The following is an 18,076-nucleotide window of genomic DNA, read 5'->3' as shown; positions in this document are numbered from 1 at the left end:
CCAGCCCGGCCCGGTCCTACGCGGGCTTGAGCGTGCCGCCGCCCTCCAGCTGGTACTTCTTCCCGTGCAGGTCCGGGCTCGACGCCTTGTCGTACGTCACCGTGTGACCGTTGCCCACGATCACGTCGGAGACCTTCGCCCCGTCGGCCAGCTTCAGGCCCTTCAGCGCCGAGTCCCCGGACACGGACCACTGCGTCCTGGGGCCGAGCGTCAGCGACGCCGCCCCCACGATCTTGCCGTCCAGGTCGGTGGAGCCTGTCAGGTCGAGGGTGGCGGAGGAGCCCTTCGTCACGGCCACGCTGCCCTTCAGCTTTTCGCTGTTCGCGCGGAACGTCGCCGTGCCCTTGTCCGTGACCCGCAGCAGCTTGCCGTCCTTCGTCTTCACATCGGCGCCACCACTCAACTCGATGTCGGCGTCGGCCTGTTGGACCGCGAAGATGTCACCGTCGGACGCCTGGACCGCCCCGCCGGTCATCCGGTACGAGGTCGCGCCGTCGCCGCGCAGCACGACACCGCCCGCCGCCGCGGACGCCCGGACGTCCTTCAGGGACAGCGAACCCCCGGCCTCCACGGTGAACGCCTCCGAGTTGGCCAGGTCGAACAGCGTCTGCGACAGGGAGACGTCGCCCTCCGTCTGCACGCCCGGCGACCCGCAGCCCGCCGAGGTCATCGTGCCGCCGGACACCGTGACCTTCCCGCCGCCGGGCCCCACGGCCACCGGCGCCGCCTGCGCGGCCGCCGTGTCGATCTCCACGTACGTCAGGCCGAGGGTGCCACCGTGCGCGGCCGCCACGCCGTGTGCGGAGGCGCCGTGCGTCCTGATGCCGCCCGAGCTGAGCGTGGCCTTCGCGTCCTTGCCCGCGGCGAACACCCCGATCGAGCCCTTGTCCTGGGTGGACATCCGGCCGCCGGACATCGTGAGCGTCCCCCCGTCGCGGGCGAGCGCGGCCGCGTTGAGGCCGTGCCCGTCGGACGCGGTGAGGGACGAGGTGCCGCCATGCTTGATGATCTTCGCGTCGCGCGTCGTCAGCTTCCCGGAACCGGACACGAGCAGCGCGGACTCGTCGCGCTTCGTCGTCTTGAACTCCTTGTGCGACTTCGCCTTCACGGTCTTGTCGTCGACCGTGTACGCGGCCTTCGCGCGCGGCTTCGCGTCCGGGCCCTTGTCGTCGGCCGGCCGGTCCGTCACACAGCGGGCGCCGCTCGCCGTCGCGGCGGGTGAGGCCGTGGGCGGCGGATTGGTCGCCCCGTCGTCGTCGGAACAGGCGGACAACGTGGAGACGGCGAGCGGCAGCAGCAGTACGGAGGCGGTGACCGCGGTTCGGCGGTGTCCCTGGCGGCGCGGGAGTCCCGGGTTCTTCATGCGCCTACGTTCACACCTCACGCCTCGTGAGGCACGTCCGGGGTCCGCGTGGCGCCGGGAGCGGACACGAGAGGGGCGAAGACGAGCAGTGTCAGGTCGTCCCTGACCGATCCCGCGAACCGGATGACGTCCCGCCACACCGCGTCCGTGAGCCCGGCCGGATCCTCGCCCGCGAACTGCGGAAGCCGGTCGGCGAGTGGATAGAAGTCCCCGACCCGGTTCCGCGCCTCCGTCACCCCGTCCGTCGGGGCGATCAGCCGGTCCCCGGGCAGCAGTTCGACCGTGAGCCGCTCGGGCGGCGCGACCTCCGCGAGGCCGAGACCGAGCGGCGCCCCCGACGGCACGTCCAGCTCGGTCACCCGTCCGTCGCGCAGCAGCAGCGGATGCGGGTGGCCGCAGCTGATGACGTGCACGACGGGCGCCTCGCCGGGGGAGGGGTCGGGGAATTCGAGCAGCACCGCCGTCGCGAACAGCTCCGCGTGCTCGTCCTCCGCCGTGTCCACCACGAGCCGCCGGTCGAGCCGCGCCGCCACGCCCTCCAGGTCCGGCTGGTCGAGCACCGCCTCCCGGAACGCGCCGAGCAGCCCCGCGACCGTGCCCACCGCCGACAGACCGTGCCCCTGTACGTCGCCGACGACAGCGCGCACGCCGGTCGGGCCCTTGCGCACGTCGAAGAGGTCGCCGCCGACCAGGGCGCCGCGGTGCGCAGCCCGGTACAGGCCCGCGCAGCACACGGCGCCGACCCGCTCGGGCAGCGGCGGCAGCACCGCGAACTGGGCGGCCTCCGCGACCGTGCGCACCGTGACCAGCTGCTCGTCCCTGCGCCTGCGGACCAGGGCGATCGCCGTGCTCAGCACGGCGACGAGACCCACCGTCAGTACGTCACTGTCGCCGGGGCGCCCGAAGCCGGTGCGAGGCAGTTCCAGGAGCAGGAGGACGAAGCCGCCGTACAGGGCCGTGGCCACGGGACCGTACGACAGCGCGGCGAGCGGGGGGATGGCCGCGAGCGGGAACGCGAGCTCGAACCGGTATCCCGTGGGGGCCTGAAGCGCGTACAGGACCACGAGCAGAGCGATCGGCAGCCACCGCAACCAGCGCGGCGGCGGCGCACCGCGCAGCCAGGCACGCTCCGCCTCGTCCCTGCGGCGCGCCACGGGCCAGGTCATGCCGGCTTCGGCTCCCTTCGCGACGGACGTTCCACCTCACCCTGCTACGAGTCGGGGCCCGTCGCACGCCGTGACCGCGCCGTGACTGCGCCGCGCCGGACGGGCTACAGGGGCTGTCCCATCAGCACGTCGTCCACGTACGACCCGTCGAGCAGGAACTCCCCGGGCAGCACGCCCTCGATGACGAAGCCCTCCGCCTCGTACAGCTTCCGGGCCGGGGTGTTGTGGCCGAGGACGCGCAGCGTGATCCGGCGCGCGCCCTGCCGCCGTGCCAGCTCGATCGCGCCCCGCACCAGGGCCCGGCCGGCGCCGCGCCCGCGGGCCGCGTCGGCGACCGCGAGCCCCATGATCTGCCGTACGTGCGCGTTCGCCTCCAGGGGCGTGGGGAGGCCGAGGCGGATGTAGCCGACGAGCACGCCGTCGAGCTCGGCGACGAGGTGGTCGCGCGGGCCGAAACGCTCGTTGAAGAACGGCGAAGGGGCCGGGTCGAGCGCCGTCACCGCGTGCAGATGCGACCAGGTGTCCCGGTCGAGGCGGTCGAGCGCGGGCGCGTCCTCGGGGACGGCGAAACGTATGTGGGCCACGGAGTCCTCGGGGGCTGACATGCGGCCGACTGTACGACGGGCAGGATGGGTCCCATGACACGTTTCGCGGTGGCGGGCGCATCCGGACTCACCGGCTCGGCCCTGGTGCGGTCCCTGACGGACGACGGGCACGACGTGGTGCGCCTGGTGCGGCGCGCGCCACGGGCGGCGGACGAGGCCCGCTGGGATCCGAAGGAGGGTTACGTCGACACGTCCCGGCTCGCCGGCTGCGAGGCGATCGTCAACCTCGCGGGGGCCGGGGTCGGCGACCATCGGTGGACGGCCGCGTACAAGCGGGAGATCCGCGACAGCCGGGTCCTCGGTACGCAGACGCTCGCGCGGGCGGCGGCCGGGCTGGACACGCCGCCGCGGGTCTTCCTCAACGGCAGCGCGGTCGGCTACTACGGCGACACGGGCAGCCGCACGGTCGACGAGACGGCGCCGGCGGGCGACGGCTTCCTGCCCTCGCTCTGCGTCGAGTGGGAGGCGGCGGCAGCGCCCGCGCACCAGGCGGGCATCCGTACGGTGTTCGCCCGCACCGGTCTTGTCGTGGCGCGGGGCGGTGGGGCCTGGGGCAAGCTCTTCCCGCTGTTCAAGGCGGGGCTCGGTGGGCGGATGGGGGACGGTCGGCAGTACTGGTCGTACATCGCGCTCGACGATCATGTGGCGGCGCTGCGGCACCTTTTGGATGCGGGTGACGTGGCCGGGCCTGTGAACCTGACGGCGCCGCAGCCGGCGACGAACCGGGAGGTGACGGAGGCGATGGGGCGGGTTCTGCGGAGGCCTGCGGTGCTGCCGGTTCCGTCGGCGGTGCTGAGGGTGGTGCTCGGTGAGATGTCGGGTGACGTTCTTGGGTCCACCCGGGCCGTGCCCACGCGGTTGCTGGAATCCGGTTTCGAGTTCGCCCACCCCGGAGTGGACCAGGCGATCCACGCGGCGTGAGCCGGACGGGGCCCCTACGCCCCGGGGCTCTCGTCCAAGAGCGGGGCTGATTGTGCCGAACCGGCGTTACGGCCACGGGGCTCCGCCCCGGACCCCGCGCCTCAAACGCCGGCGGGGCTGGATTTGCCCCGCCCACCTCCCACCACCCGCCCCCTCCGGGGGCGTCGGCGCCACGGTGCCGCGTAACGGAAACGGGTGGCCCCGGCCCCGGCGCGGATGTCAGCCGAAGCGGGCCGTGAGGCGGGGATACGTACGGGCCATCACCCCGTCGTCCTCGAAGTCCAGAGGCGTGCCCTCCGGCTCCGGGGGCGCGGGGGCGAGGCCCAGGTCCGGTGCGACCACCCCGGTCAGCTGCTCGTACGCCTCGTCCGCCGCGAAGCCGATCTCCTCACCGTCCCCGTCGACCTCCTCGTCGAAGTCGTCCAGGAGTTCCGCCAGCGAATCCGGATCGTGCAGCGCCCCCTCGAACATCTCCCGGCCCTGGCCGATCAGCCAGCACCGGAAGTAGTCGAAGGCGTCGTCGCTCGCCCCGTCCAGCAGGACCCACGCCGCGCCCCAAAGGTCCCACCGGTACGCCCGGTTGTACCGGGACTCGAAGTGCCGGGCGAAGTCGAGCACGAAATCCGGATCGGACCGCAGCAGCCGTTCGACGAGCAGCTCGGCGTGGTCCTCGGGGTCGCCACCCGCGGCCTCACGCGTACTGTCCACGATCTCCCAGAACTCGGTCTCGTCCATCACGGGACCAGCATCGGCCCTGTACCGATGGGGCGCACGCCGAGCGCGGGAGCTGCTCCACTTCGTTATGCATGCACATGCCCACGGCACGCCCGGGACGCCCCCTCGCGGCGAGGCACCCGTCAGCCGTACCACTCCCGCATCTGCCGCGCGGCCAGCGCGAACCGCTCCCGCAGCGCCGCCGGAGCCACCACCTCCGCCTCCGGCCCGAGCGCCATGAGCTGCGTGTACGCCACGTCCTCCGACTCGACCGGCAGGGTCACCGTCACCCGCCCCTCCGCGTCCGCGTCCCCCGCCGACTCCAGCGCCTCGCGCGCGGACGCCGGATCGGTGGCGTACGGCAGTTGACGTACCCCCGAGGGCGTGAGCCGGACGACGACCTCCGACCGCAGCAGTGCCCGCGCGAACTGCGCCGCCCGCTCCTCCCAGAACGCCGGCAGGTCGAACGCGTCCTCCCCCTCGACCCTCGCGAACCGCTCCTCGCCCGGCTCCACCGCCGTGAACCGGTCGACCCGGTACACCCGGAAGACATCCGCCCCGCGCACCGCCGCCGCCAGGTACCAGACGCCCGCCTTGAGCACGAGCCCGTACGGCTCCAACTCCCGCTCCACGTCCTCCGACTGCCCCAGTGAAGTGCGGCGATAGCGGACCCGCACCACACGGTCCTCCCACACCGCCTCCGCGACCGCGGGCAGCAGCTCGGGCGTCTGCGGCTCCTGGAACCAGCCCGGCGCGTCCAGATGGAAGCGCTGCGCCGCCGTCCGCGGCGCGTCCCGCAAGGAGGGCAGCAGGGCCGCCGACACCTTCAGGTGCGCCGCCGACGCCGCGTCCTCCAGGCCCATCTCGCGCAGCGCCCCCGGCACCCCCGACAGGAACAGCGCCTCCGCCTCGCCCCGCGCGAGCCCCGTGAGCCGCGTCCGGTACCCGCCGATCAGCCGGTACCCGCCGACCCGCCCCCGGTCCGCGTACACCGGAACCCCGGCCTCCGACAACGCCTGCGCGTCCCGCGTCACCGTCCGCTCGGACACCTCGAGCTCGCGCGCCAGCTCGGCCGCGGTCATGGACGGCCGGGACTGGAGCAACAGCACCATCTTGATCAGGCGGGCAGCACGCATACGGCCATCATGAACCGCCCCACTGACAACGGGACCCGCTCAAGCGGCGAAGCGCATCACCGAGAACGCCGCGCCCTGCGGGTCCGCGAGCATCGCGAACCGGCCGGGCTCGATCGTCGTCGGCTGCACCAGGACCTGCCCCGACAGCTCCACGCAGCGCTCCGCCACCGCGTCCGGATCGTCCACGGCCACGTACAGATTCCAGTACGAAGGCACCTCGGGCGGGAACTCACCGGTCGACATGTCGACCATGCCGCCGAACGCCTCGTCGGCGACGGTCCAGTTCGTGTAGGCGCCGTTCCGCTCGGTGCCCCAGCCGAGCACCGACTGGTAGAAGTCGACGGAGCCCGCGCCGTCCCGGGTGAGCAGCTCGAACCAGCAGAAGCTGCTCGGCACGTTCACCGCCTGGAAACCGGCGTGCTCCTGCGGCTCCCACAAGCCGAACACCGCGCCTGCCCGGTCCTGACAGACCGCGAGCCTGCCCTCTTCGGGGACGCCGATCGGGCCGGAGACGACCCGGCCGCCGTTGCCGCTCACGCGCGCGGTGACCGCGTCGATGCCGCTGGACTGGAAGTACGGCAGCCAGGCGGCGGGCTGTCCGGGGCGCAGCACCGGGCCGACCCCGGCCACCTTCGGTCCGTCCGGGCTGTCGAGCGCGAACGTGCCGTGGCCGCCGACCGTGGGGTCGTCGGACGAGCGCGTACGCCAGCCGAACAGGGCCTCGTAGAAGTACCGGGCCGCCTCCGGGTCGGTGCTCGACAGGTCCGCCCAGCAGGGAGCGGAGGGGGTCTTGGAGATCTTCACGGAACAGCGCCTCCCGCGGACGGCCTTCGCCACGACGCGTCCATTCACGCACGCGTGCCCCGTCCCGGCAATCGGGACGGGGCACGCACAAGCCCGTGCTTCGGGTACTACAGGCCGTAGCGCTCGCGCGCCTCCTTCACGGCCGTCGCCTTGACCTCGCCGCGGCGGGCGAGCTGGGCGAGGGACGCGACGACGATCGACTCGGCGTCGACGCCGAAGTGGCGGCGGGCGTCCTCACGGGTGTCCGAGAGGCCGAAGCCGTCGGCGCCCAGCGAGGTGTAGTCCTGCTCGACCCACTGCGCGATCTGGTCGGGGACCTGACGCATGTAGTCGGACACGGCCAGGACCGGGCCCTCGGCGCCGGCAAGCGCCTGGCGGACGAACGGCACCCGCTCCTCGCCGTTCAGCAGCGCCTCGTCGGCCTCCAGGGCGTCGCGGCGCAGCTCGGTCCAGGACGTCGCGGACCACACGTCGGCGGCCACGCCCCAGTCCTCGGCGAGCAGCTGCTGCGCCTTGAGCGTCCAGTGGATCGCCGTACCGGAACCGATGAGGTTGATGCGCGGGGCGTTCGCGGCCGCCACGTCCACACCCGCGGTCTCCGCCGTGTTGAAGCGGTAGAGGCCCTTGATGATGGCCTCGTCGAGACCCTCCACGGCCGGCTTCGCGGGCTGCGGCATCGGCTCGTTGTAGACCGTCAGGTAGTAGAAGACGTCCTGGTCCTCGCCCGGCTTGGCCTCGCCGTACATGCGGCGCAGGCCCTCCTTCATGATGACCGCGATCTCGTAGGCGAACGCCGGGTCGTAGGAGAGAGCCGCCGGGTTGGTGGCCGCGATCATCGGCGAGTGGCCGTCCGCGTGCTGCAGACCCTCACCGGTGAGCGTGGTGCGGCCGGCCGTGGCGCCGACGACGAAGCCGCGGCCCATCTGGTCGGCGAGCTGCCAGAACTGGTCGCCCGTGCGCTGCCAGCCGAACATCGAGTAGAAGATGTACAGCGGGATCATCTGCTCGCCGTGCGTCGAGTACGACGTGGCGGCGGCGATGAAGTCCGCGAGCGAACCGGCCTCGTTGATCCCCTCGTTGAGGATCTGGCCGGACTCGGACTCCTTGTAGTACATGAGCTGGTCGCGGTCGACCGGGTCGTACGTCTGGCCCTTGGGCGAGTACAGACCGAGCGACGGGAACAGCGACTCCATGCCGAAGGTGCGCGCCTCGTCGGGGATGATCGGCACCCAGCGCTTGCCGGACGTCTTGTCCCGTACGAGGTCCTTGAGGAGCCGTACGAGCGCCATCGTCGAGGCGACGGTCTGCGTGCCGGAGCCCTTGTCGAACGACGCGAACGCCTTGTCCGCGGGCGCGGGCAGCGGCGCGAGCGGCTGCGTACGGCGGGCCGGGGCGGGACCGCCGAGGGCGGCGCGACGCTCGGCGAGGTAGCGCAGCTCGGGGGAGCCCTCCGCGGGACGGGCGTACGGGACGACGCCGTCCTCGAAGTGGCTGTCCGGGATCGGCAGGTCAAGGAGGTCACGCATCCCCTTGAACTCGTCGATCGTCAGCTTCTTCATCTGGTGGTTGGCGTTCTTGGACTCGAAGCCCTTGCCGAGCGTGAAGCCCTTCACCGTCTGGGTGAGGATCACGGTCGGCTTGCCCTTGTGCTCGACGGCCGCCTTGTACGCCGCGTACACCTTGCGGGGCTCGTGGCCGCCGCGGGAGGTGTGGAAGCACTCGGAGATCTTGTCGTCGGACAGGACCTTGGCGAGCTCGATGAGCGCCGGGTCGGTGCCGAAGAAGTTCTCACGGATGTAGGCGACGTCGCGCGTCTGGTACGTCTGGAACTGGGCGTCCGGGACCTCGCGCAGGCGGCGCAGCAGGGCGCCGGTGGTGTCGAGCTGGAAGAGCTCGTCCCAGGCGTTGCCCCACATGGATTTGATGACGTTCCAGCCGGAGCCGAGGAACTGGGCCTCGAGCTCCTGCACCACGCGGAAGTTCGGGCGGACCGGGCCGTCAAGGCGCTGCAGGTTGCAGTTGATGACGAAGGTCAGGTTGTCCAGACCCTCGCGGGCGGCGAGCGTGAGCGCCGAGGTCGACTCGGGCTCGTCCATCTCGCCGTCGCCGAGGAACGCCCAGACGTGCGAGTTCGACGTGTCCTTGATGTTGCGCGCCGTCAGGTAGCGGTTGAACCGCGCCTGGTAGACGGCCGACAGCGGGCCGAGGCCCATGGACACCGTCGGGAACTCCCACAGCCAGGGAAGACGACGGGGGTGCGGGTACGACGGCAGGCCGTTGCCCCCGGCCTCGCGGCGGAAGTTGTCGAGCTGCTGCTCGGACAGGCGGCCGTCGAGGAACGCGCGGGCGTAGATGCCGGGCGAGGCGTGGCCCTGGATGTAGAGCTGGTCGCCCGAGCCGTCGCCCTCCTTGCCGCGGAAGAAGTGGTTGAAGCCGGTCTCGTACAGCCAGGCGGCCGAGGCGAAGGTGGCGATGTGGCCGCCGACGCCGTGCTTCGAGCCACGGGTCACCATCGCGGCCGCGTTCCAGCGGTTGTACGCGGTGATCTTGGCTTCCATCTCCTCGTCGCCGGGGAACTCCGGCTCGGCGGCGGTGGGGATGGAGTTGACGTAGTCCGTCTCAAGAAGCTTCGGCAGCGCCAGGCCGCCCGCCTCGGCGCCTTCCAGGGTGCGCCGCATCAGGTACGCGGCACGGTGTGGCCCGGCCGCCTTGGTGACGGCGTCCAGGGAGGCCCGCCATTCGGCGGTCTCCTCGGGGTCACGGTCCGGGAGCTGGTCGAGCTCGCTCGGCTGGATGCGCATGGGGTCGGTCATAGTCGCCGCACGCCTTCCTGAGTCGAAGGGGGTGGGGTGGGGGTGCCCTTTGTCTTTGGCAGGACAGGGCGAGGTCCCGGTACGGAGTCGTTATGCGACGCCGTCGCGTGGCCCGTCGGTGACTGTAACTCCCTGATCGATGATCGATCAAAGGATTCACCCGCAAAATCTCTTCAGATCGAGAAAGTCGGCACAGAGTGTCGGCGGTTTTTCTTGATCAGGGCACGGAGTGCCTGGTCAGAGAAGCGGACGGTGACCCCTCATGCGCGGGGCGCACATCCCAGTACGTGGGCCTTGACCAAGGCCGCGATCTCCGGGTCGCGCCGCCGGAACGCGGCGACCAGATCGGCGTGCTCCTCCGCGTACGACTGCTGCACCGTGCCCAGCCAGCGGATGGACAGCGCGGTGAAGACCTCGATGCCGAGCCCCTCCCAGGTGTGGAACAGCACGGAGTTGTCCGCGGCCCGCACCAGCTCCCGGTGGAAGGCGACCGTGTGCCGCACCTGGGCGGTCCCGTCCGCCTCCTGGTCGGCCCTGTAGAGCGCCTCTACGTGGGGTTCAAGGGCCGAGCAGTCGTCGGCGAGCCGCTCGGCCGCCAGCTCGGCCGCGATGGCCTCCAGGCCCGCCCTGACGGGGTAGGACTCCTCCAGGTCGGCCGCGGAGAGGTTCCGTACGCGCACGCCCTTGTTCGGCGCCGACTCGATGAGCCGCAGCGACTCCAGCTCCCGCAGCGCCTCCCGCACCGGGGTCTGGGAGACCTCAAGCTCGGTCGCGATCCGGCGCTCCACGATGCGCTCGCCCGGCTTCCAGCGGCCGCTGACGATCCCCTCGACGATGTGCTCGCGGATCTGATCGCGAAGCGAGTGGACGACGGGCGCGGTCATGGGGGCTCCTTGGCAGGGTGGACCCGGTGGGTCGGCGGGGACCCTTAGACAATACGGCCGCTGCCCTGGCCGGACGTGGTACGGCCGCGCATGCGACGGGTGATGCCGGTTACAGAGAGCGTTTGTCGGGGCGGGCTACAGAAGGGGGTGCCCGCCCGGGCGTGCGGCTACGCACGCGCGCGTACGACGGCGCCCCCGACCGGAAGGTTCCGGTCGGGGGCGCCGTCGTGCACCTGCTGTCTTTACAGACCGCGTGCTGTCTTTACAGACCGAGCTCGGCGGTGAACTCGCCGGCCTCGAGGATCTGCTTGACCGTCGTCAGGTAGCGGGCGGCGTCCGCGCCGTCCACCAGACGGTGGTCGTAGGAGAGCGTCACGTACGTCATGTCACGGACGGCGATCGTGTCACCGAGCTCCGGGTCGGAGACGACGACCGGGCGCTTGACCGTGGCGCCGATGCCCAGGATGGCGACCTGGTTCGGCGGGACGATGACGGTGTCGAAGAGGGCGCCGCGCGATCCCGTGTTGGAGATCGTGAAGGTCGCGCCGGACAGGTCGTCCGGGGCGATCTTGTTGTTGCGGACCTTGTCGGCCAGCTCGGCGGTCTTCTTGGCGATGCCCGCGATGTTGAGGTCACCCGCGCCCTTGATGACCGGGGTCATCAGGCCCTTCTCCGAGTCGACGGCGATGCCGACGTTCTCGGAGTCGAAGTAGGTGATGGTGCCCTCGTCGTAGTTCAGGCGCGCGTTGATGACCGGGTGGGCCTTCAGCGCCTGGACGGCGGCCTTGACGAAGAACGGCATCGGGGAGAGCTTGACGCCCTCGCGAGCGGCAAAGCCGTTCTTGGCCTTGTTGCGCAGCTTCATCAGCTTGGTGATGTCGACCTCGATGACCGAGGACAGCTGGGCCTGCTCCTGCAGCGCCTTGTGCATGTTGTCCGCGATGGCCTTGCGGATGCGCGGCAGCTTGACCGTCTGACCACGGAGCGGCGAAGCCTCCAGGGTCGGGGCGGCCTTGGCGGCGGCCGGGGCGGCAGCGGCCGGAGCCTGGGCCTTGGCGGCCTCGGCAGCGGCGGTGACGTCCTGCTTGCGGATGCGGCCACCGACGCCGGTGCCCTTGACCGTGGACAGGTCGACGCCGTGCTCGGAGGCGAGCTTGCGCACCAGCGGGGTCACGTACGCGCCCTCGTCGGCCGGGGTGGCCGGCGCGGCGGGGGTGGCCGGGGCGGACGGGGCGACCGGGGCCGGCGCGGCCGGCGCGGGGGCCGGAGCAGCGGGGGCGGCGGGCGCGGCCGGGGCGGCGGGAGCCGCGGGGGCGGCCGGAGCCGGAGCCGGCGCGGGGGCCGGGGCCGGAGCGGCGGCCGGAGCGGCCGGAGCCGGAGTCTCGGCGGCGGCCGGGGCGGCACCCGGGGCACCGATGACGGCGAGCTTGGCGCCGACCTCGGCGGTCTCGTCCTCGGCGACGGTGATCTCCAGGAGAACGCCGGCGACGGGGGAGGGGATCTCGGTGTCGACCTTGTCGGTCGAGACCTCGAGCAGCGGCTCGTCCTCCGCGACCTCCTCGCCGACCTCCTTCAGCCAGCGGGTGACGGTGCCCTCGGTGACCGACTCGCCCAGCGCGGGCAGCACGACGTCGGTACCGGAGGCGCCACCGGCCGGGGCGGCGGGGGCGGCAGCGGGGGCCGGCTCGGCGGCGGGGGCCGGAGCCTCCTGGGCCGGGGCGGGCTCGGCGGCCGGGGCCTCGGCGGCGGCCGGGGCGGGCGCGGCGGCCTCGGCACCGGAACCGTCGTCGATGACGGCCAGCTCGGCGCCGACCTCGACGGTCTCGTCCTCGGCGACCTTGATGGAGGCAAGCACGCCGGCGGCGGGCGAGGGGATCTCGGTGTCGACCTTGTCGGTCGAGACCTCCAGCAGCGGCTCGTCGACCTCGACGCGCTCGCCCTCGGCCTTCAGCCAGCGGGTGACAGTGCCCTCGGTGACGCTCTCACCGAGCGCCGGAAGGGATACGGAAACCGGCATGGTTTCGGTTGCTCCTTAACGATGTGCAATGCGCGGCAACGCAGTGCGGAAGTCTGTGGTGGTCGGTCGTCGCGCCCCAGGTGCGACAGGGGCGTGGCTCAGTCGTGCGAGTGCAGCGGCTTGCCCGCGAGGGCCAGGTGGGCCTCGCCGAGCGCCTCGTTCTGCGTCGGGTGCGCGTGCACGAGCTGGGCGACCTCGGCGGGCAGCGCTTCCCAGTTGTAGATCAGCTGGGCTTCGCCGACCTGCTCGCCCATGCGGTCGCCGACCATGTGGACGCCGACCACGGCACCGTCCTTGACCTGCACGAGCTTGATCTCGCCCGTGGTCTTCAGGATCTTGGACTTACCGTTGCCCGCAAGGTTGTACTTCAGAGCGACGACCTTGTCCGCACCGTAGATCTCCTTGGCCTTGGCCTCGGTGATACCGACGGAGGCGACCTCCGGGTGGCAGTAGGTCACGCGCGGCACGCCGTCGTAGTCGACCGGAACCGGGTTCAGGCCGGCCAGACGCTCCGCTACCAGCATGCCCTCGGCGAAGCCGACGTGCGCGAGCTGGAGGGTCGGGACCAGGTCACCGACGGCCGAGACGGTCGGCACGTTGGTCTGCATGTACTCGTCGACGAGGACGTAGCCACGGTCCATGGCGACGCCCTGCTCCTCGTAGCCGAGGCCCTGGGAGACCGGGCCGCGACCGATGGCGACGAGGAGGACCTCGGCGTCGAAGGTCTTGCCGTCGGCGAGGGTCACGCGGACGCCGTCCTGCGTGTACTCGGCCTTCTCGAAGAAGGTGCCGAGGTTGAACTTGATGCCGCGCTTGCGGAAGGCGCGCTCCAGGATCTTGGAGCTGTTCTCGTCCTCGACCGGGACGAGGTGCTTGAGGCCCTCGACGACCGTGACGTCGGTGCCGAAGGACTTCCACGCCGAGGCGAACTCGACGCCGATGACGCCGCCGCCCAGGACGATCGCGGACTCCGGGACGCGGTCCAGCTTCAGCGCGTGGTCCGAGGAGATGATGCGGTTGCCGTCGATCTCCAGGCCCGGCAGCGACTTCGGCACGGAGCCGGTCGCGAGGAGGACATGGCGGCCCTGGACACGCTGGCCGTTGACGTCGACGGACGTCGGGGAGGAGAGCTTGCCCTCGCCCTCGATGTACGTCACCTTGCGCGAGGCCACGAGGCCCTGCAGGCCCTTGTACAGGCCGGAGATCACGTCGTCCTTGTACTTGTGGACGGCGTTGATGTCGATGCCCTCGAAGGTGGCCTTGACACCGAACTGCTCGCTCTCGCGCGCCTGGTCCGCGATCTCACCGGCGTGCAGCAGAGCCTTCGTGGGGATGCAGCCGTTGTGCAGGCACGTGCCGCCGAGCTTGTTCTTCTCGATCAGGGCGACGTCCAGGCCCAGCTGCGCTCCGCGCAGGGCCGCGGCGTAACCGCCACTGCCACCGCCGAGGATCACTAGGTCGAAAACGGTGCTGGCGTCGTTCGCCACGTCACGTCCTCCATGCATGTGCGCCGTACGCCGGTCTCCGACGACCGGGCGGCGGGGTGTTCGGCCGCTCGTTCTTCGGCCCTGGGTGAGGGCCCTGTCCTGCCGTACCCCATCCTCGCACTTGTCGGCGGGAGTCGGGACGTCGGGCTGGGGGGTGAGACGGCTGTTACACCGGAAACAGCTGTGACGAGCGGGGACAAACACGCAGATTTCGTTCAAAGCGAACAGCCCCCGGGGTCGTGCACCCGGGGGCTGTTCAGCGCTTATGCAGCGATTGCGCGGTGTGCGCGGGGCCTCAGCCGAGGTCGCCCGCCGCCGTCCGCTCCGCGAGACGGACCAGCGTGCGGACCGCGGAACCGGTGCCGCCCTTCGGCGTGTAGCCGAACGGGGCCGACTCGTTGAAGGCCGGGCCCGCGATGTCGAGGTGGGCCCACGTGATGCCCTCGCCGACGAACTCCTGGAGGAACAGGCCGGCGACCAGGCCGCCGCCCATCCGCTCGCCCATGTTGGCGATGTCGGCGGTGGACGAGTCCATGCCCTTGCGCAGGTCGGCCGGGAGCGGCATCGGCCAGGCCGGCTCGCCGACCTCCTCCGCGGCCTCGTGGATCGAGCCGCGGAAGGCGTCGTCGTTGGCCATGATGCCGAAGGTGCGGGCGCCGAGCGCCAGCATCATCGCGCCGGTCAGCGTCGCGACGTCGACGATTGCGTCCGGAGTCTCCTCGGAGGCCTTGGCGATGGCGTCGGCGAGGACGAGGCGGCCCTCGGCGTCGGTGTTCAGCACCTCGACCGTCTTGCCCGAGTACATGCGCAGCACGTCGCCGGGGCGGGTGGCCGAGCCCGACGGCATGTTCTCGGCGAGCGCCAGCCAGCCGGTGACGTTCACCTCGAGGCCGAGCCGCGCGGCGGCGACGACGGCGGCGAACACGGCGGCGGCGCCGGCCATGTCGCACTTCATCGTCTCGTTGTGACCGGCGGGCTTCAGCGAGATGCCGCCCGAGTCGTACGTGATGCCCTTGCCGACGAAGGCGAGGTGCTTCTTCGCCTTGGAGCTCTTGTACGAGAGCTTCACCAGGCGCGGGGCCGAGGCGGAACCGGCGCCGACGCCGAGGATGCCGCCGTAGCCGCCCTTCTCCAGGGCCTTCTCGTCGAGCACCTGCACCTTGATGCCGTGCTCCTTGGCCGCGGCCTGGGCGACGGCGGCGAAGGACTCCGGGTTCAGGTCGTTCGGCGGGGTGTTGATCAGGTCGCGGGCGCGGTTGAGCTCCTCGGCCAGGGCGAGGGCGCGCTCGACGGCCGCCTTGTACGCCTTGTCGCGGGGCTTGCCGCCGAGGATCGCGACCTCGGCGAGCGGGGCCCGGCCGTTCTTCTTCGCGTCCTTCGGGGCCTTCGCGTCCTTGGCTTCCCGGGCGGACTCCTTGTACGCGTCGAAGGAGTACGCGCCGAGCAGCGCGCCCTCCGCGATCGCGCCGACGTCCTCGGCGTCGTCGACCGGCAGCGCGAACGCGGCCTTCTTCGAACCGGCCAGGGCGCGGGCCGCGACACCGGCGGCGCGGCGCAGCGCCTCGCCGTCGTACGCGCCGTCCTTCTCGGGCTCGCCGCCGAGACCGACCGCCAGCACGAGCGGCGCCTTGAGGCCGGACGGCGCCGGGAGCTTGGTCACCTCGCCCTCGCCGCCACTGGCGCCGAGGGTCTCCAGGACGGAACCGAGCTTTCCGTCGTACGCCTTGTCCACGGCTTCCGCGCCGTGCGCGACGACCGGGCCCTTGTCGCCCTTCACGACGCCGACGACGATCGCGTCGGCGCGCAGGCCGGTCGCCGCGGCGGTGCTGAGAGTCAGAGCAGTCACGGTGGTGAGGTCCCTCTTTCATCGGGTGAACCCCGGCTTCTTCGCCGGGGCCGGGGGTAGTTGGCCCGCCCGGGGCCGAGCCTACGCCCGTCGTTCTTGGGGTGCTTCGTCCAGGTGCGCCCCGCCGCTGGGATCAGCCGAGGGCCAGGATCACCAGTGCCGCCGTGGCCGCTGTTTCGGCGAGTGCGCCGAAGACGTCGCCGGTTACGCCTCCGAATCGGGAGACGCAGCGGCGCGACAGGAGTTCGGCGGCGGCGCAGCCCAGGACGACGGCCAGGGCGGCCTGGACCGAGAGGGCGGCGGTCACCGCGACCACCACGGCCCCCGTGATCAGCGCCGCCCGCCGCGACACCGTCTCCGCGACCGCCGCGCCGAGGCCCTCGGGGCGGGCGGCCGGTACGCCGGTGCGGGAGGCGAAGGTCAGGGCGAGGCGCGCGGTCACCGCGGAGACGGTCGCGGCGAGGGCGCCGCGCCACCACGACTGCCCGAACTGGTCGGCCAGGACGGCGACTTGGGCGAACAGGGCCAGGACGAGCGTGACCACGCCGAAGGGGCCGATGTCCGACTGCTTCATGATCCGCAGCGCGTCGTCGGCGGGCTTCCCGCTGCCCAGGCCGTCGGCGACGTCCGCGAGCCCGTCGAGGTGCAGTCCGCGGGTCAGCGCGGCCGGCACCGCGACGGCGGCGACGGCGGCGAGGAGCGCGTCCGCTCCGAGGAAGGTCAACGCCACACCGACCGCGGCCGCGGCGAGGCCGACGACCAGACCGGCGAGCGGCGCGCAGAGCATCCCGATCCGGGCGGCCGCACGGTCCCAGCGGGTGACCTTCACCCGAAGAACGGTGAGCGTCCCAAACGCAAAACGCATGCCGTCGGGAAGGGAGGCGGGGGAGGTTGTCGCAGACACCGCTGGAGCGTACCCGGCGCTGTGACCAGGCCTTTGGGTGGGCAATTCCAGCCCCTGCGGCGTTTGAGCAGCGGGGTCCGGGGCGGAGCCCCGATCTTTCAGCCCCGCCGGCGGCTGGACCAATCAAGCCCCGCCGGCGGCTGGACCAATCAAGCCTCTGCGACAGGTAGGTCAATCCAGCCCTGCGGCGGGTGGGCCAATCCAGCCCCGCCGGCGATTGAGGCGCGGGGTCCGGGGCAGAGCCCCGTGGCGTGGGGCCGGGGGGGCCGCCCCCTTACGCCTCCTGGTCGGCCGGCTCCGCCGCACCCGCACCCTCCGGCAGCTCCGCCGCCAAGGCGGCCGCCGCCTGGACCAGCGGAAGCGCAAGAAGCGCCCCCGCGCCGCCGCCCACCCGGACGTCCTGGTCGAGGAGTACGTCCATGGCCATGCGGTCGAGCGCCTTCGCCTGGGCCGGTTCGCCGCTGGCGTGGGCGGCCAGCCACCAGTCGGGGGCGCGGAACGCGACGCGCTGGCCGACGAGCGCGCAGGCCGCGGAGACCACGCCGTCCAGAAGTACGGGCGTACGCCGCACCGCGCACTGGAGCAGGAAGCCGGTCGCCGCCGCGAGGTCGGCGCCGCCCACCGTGGCGAGGAGCTGGAGCTGGTCGCCGAGGACGGGGCGGGCCCGGCGCAGCGCGTCACGGACCGCCGCGCACTTGCGCATCCAGGCGAGGTCGTCGATGGGGTCGCCGCCGCGGCCCGTCACCACGGACGCGTCCGTGCCGCACAGCGCGGCGATCAGCGTGGCCGCCGCCGTCGTGCCACCGACGCTGATGTCGCCGAGGACGACGAGGTCCGTACCGGAGTCGGCCTCCTCGTCGGCGACCGCCATGCCCGCGCGGAACGCGGCCTCCGCCTCTTCGAGGGTGAGCGCGTCCTCGGTGTCGATGCACCCCGAGCCGCGCCGCACGCGCCGGTTGTCGACGGTCTTGGGCAGCTCGTCGGGCTCGCAGTCCAGGGAGAGGTCGACGACGCGCACGCCGACGCCGAGCCGGCGCGCGAGCACCGCGCCCGCGGAGGCGCCCTCGACGACCTCCCGTACGAGGCCGGCCGCGCTGCCCGCGGGCCGCTTCGACACATCGAGCCCGGCCACGCCGTGGTCGCCCGCGAAGAGGACCACGCGCGGCCGCGCGACCGGTCGCACGGGCACCGCGCCCTGGGCGGCGCTCAGCCACTCGCCCAGTTCGTCGAGGCGGCCGAGGGCGCCCGGCGGCACGGCGAAGCGGGCCCTGCGCTCCTCGGCGTCGCGGCGGGTGCCGCCGTCGGGGCGCTCGATCAGATCGGTGAAGTCGTCGAGGTTCAGCGAGCTCATTCGCCGAACAGTACCGGCCGTCGCGAGGGTCTGGCCCCAGCTGCACCCTCCGTCACAGGACACCG

The 18,076-nt window shown here is 72.3% G+C and carries 14 protein-coding genes; 1 reads left to right on the top strand and 13 read right to left on the bottom strand.

Features of this window, described 5'->3' with window-relative positions; genetic code table 11:
* Nucleotides 1-16: 16 nt before the first annotated feature.
* The 3 genes from OHA73_RS14325 to OHA73_RS14315 form a co-directional block, all read right to left on the bottom strand.
* Nucleotides 17-1,363 (bottom strand): hypothetical protein, encoded by a 1,347-nt coding sequence (locus OHA73_RS14325; protein ID WP_327655216.1) that lies wholly within the window; start codon nt 1,361-1,363, stop codon nt 17-19.
* 17 nt (nt 1,364-1,380) lie between these two features.
* Nucleotides 1,381-2,529, bottom strand: a complete 1,149-nt coding sequence (locus OHA73_RS14320) for a PP2C family protein-serine/threonine phosphatase (protein ID WP_327655215.1) — start codon at nt 2,527-2,529, stop codon at nt 1,381-1,383.
* Between the two features lie 104 nt (nt 2,530-2,633).
* Complete coding sequence (locus OHA73_RS14315; protein ID WP_266720398.1) at nt 2,634-3,134, bottom strand: GNAT family N-acetyltransferase; 501 nt, start codon at nt 3,132-3,134, stop codon at nt 2,634-2,636.
* A gap of 33 nt (nt 3,135-3,167) precedes the next feature.
* On the opposite strand from OHA73_RS14315, the gene OHA73_RS14310 reads away from it, so the two are divergent.
* The gene (locus tag OHA73_RS14310; RefSeq protein WP_443063069.1) at nt 3,168-4,055 is read left to right on the top strand and encodes a TIGR01777 family oxidoreductase; all 888 of its coding nucleotides are present in this window, start codon (nt 3,168-3,170) and stop codon (nt 4,053-4,055) included.
* Nucleotides 4,056-4,274: 219 nt separating this feature from the next.
* On the opposite strand, the gene OHA73_RS14305 is transcribed toward OHA73_RS14310, so the two are convergent.
* From OHA73_RS14305 to cobT, 10 genes are all read right to left on the bottom strand, one after another.
* Nucleotides 4,275-4,790, bottom strand: a complete 516-nt coding sequence (locus OHA73_RS14305) for a DUF4240 domain-containing protein (RefSeq protein WP_266725525.1) — start codon at nt 4,788-4,790, stop codon at nt 4,275-4,277.
* 122 nt (nt 4,791-4,912) lie between these two features.
* A complete protein-coding gene (locus OHA73_RS14300; RefSeq protein WP_327655213.1) occupies nt 4,913-5,905 on the bottom strand; it encodes a helix-turn-helix transcriptional regulator in 993 nt (330 codons plus the stop codon).
* A gap of 39 nt (nt 5,906-5,944) precedes the next feature.
* The gene (locus tag OHA73_RS14295; protein ID WP_266720404.1) at nt 5,945-6,709 is read right to left on the bottom strand and encodes a VOC family protein; all 765 of its coding nucleotides are present in this window, start codon (nt 6,707-6,709) and stop codon (nt 5,945-5,947) included.
* A gap of 107 nt (nt 6,710-6,816) precedes the next feature.
* Nucleotides 6,817-9,522: a pyruvate dehydrogenase (acetyl-transferring), homodimeric type gene (aceE, locus tag OHA73_RS14290; protein ID WP_327655212.1), complete on the bottom strand. Its 2,706-nt coding sequence runs from the start codon at nt 9,520-9,522 to the stop codon at nt 6,817-6,819.
* A 260-nt stretch (nt 9,523-9,782) separates the two neighbouring features.
* Nucleotides 9,783-10,406, bottom strand: a complete 624-nt coding sequence (locus tag OHA73_RS14285) for a GntR family transcriptional regulator (RefSeq protein WP_266720408.1) — start codon at nt 10,404-10,406, stop codon at nt 9,783-9,785.
* A gap of 262 nt (nt 10,407-10,668) precedes the next feature.
* Nucleotides 10,669-12,423 carry a 2-oxoglutarate dehydrogenase, E2 component, dihydrolipoamide succinyltransferase gene (gene sucB, locus OHA73_RS14280; protein ID WP_267070701.1) on the bottom strand — a complete coding sequence of 585 codons (1,755 nt, stop codon included), beginning with the start codon at nt 12,421-12,423 and terminating at the stop codon, nt 10,669-10,671.
* A gap of 98 nt (nt 12,424-12,521) precedes the next feature.
* Nucleotides 12,522-13,910, bottom strand: a complete 1,389-nt coding sequence (lpdA, locus tag OHA73_RS14275) for a dihydrolipoyl dehydrogenase (protein WP_266720412.1) — start codon at nt 13,908-13,910, stop codon at nt 12,522-12,524.
* Nucleotides 13,911-14,205: 295 nt separating this feature from the next.
* Nucleotides 14,206-15,756, bottom strand: coding sequence for a leucyl aminopeptidase (locus tag OHA73_RS14270; RefSeq protein ID WP_327655211.1), 1,551 nt, complete (start codon nt 15,754-15,756; stop codon nt 14,206-14,208).
* Between the two features lie 133 nt (nt 15,757-15,889).
* A complete protein-coding gene (locus tag OHA73_RS14265; RefSeq protein ID WP_327658459.1) occupies nt 15,890-16,621 on the bottom strand; it encodes an adenosylcobinamide-GDP ribazoletransferase in 732 nt (243 codons plus the stop codon).
* 313 nt (nt 16,622-16,934) lie between these two features.
* On the bottom strand, nt 16,935-18,011 hold the full coding sequence (gene cobT / locus OHA73_RS14260) for a nicotinate-nucleotide--dimethylbenzimidazole phosphoribosyltransferase (RefSeq protein WP_327655210.1): 1,077 nt from the start codon (nt 18,009-18,011) through the stop codon (nt 16,935-16,937).
* Nucleotides 18,012-18,076: the final 65 nt, after the last annotated feature.

Source organism: Streptomyces sp. NBC_00483 (assembly GCF_036013745.1).
Classification (GTDB): Bacteria; Actinomycetota; Actinomycetes; order Streptomycetales; family Streptomycetaceae; genus Streptomyces.
Note: the sequence above shows the minus strand (reverse complement) of the source record. Positions and strands in the feature narration are given on the sequence as shown.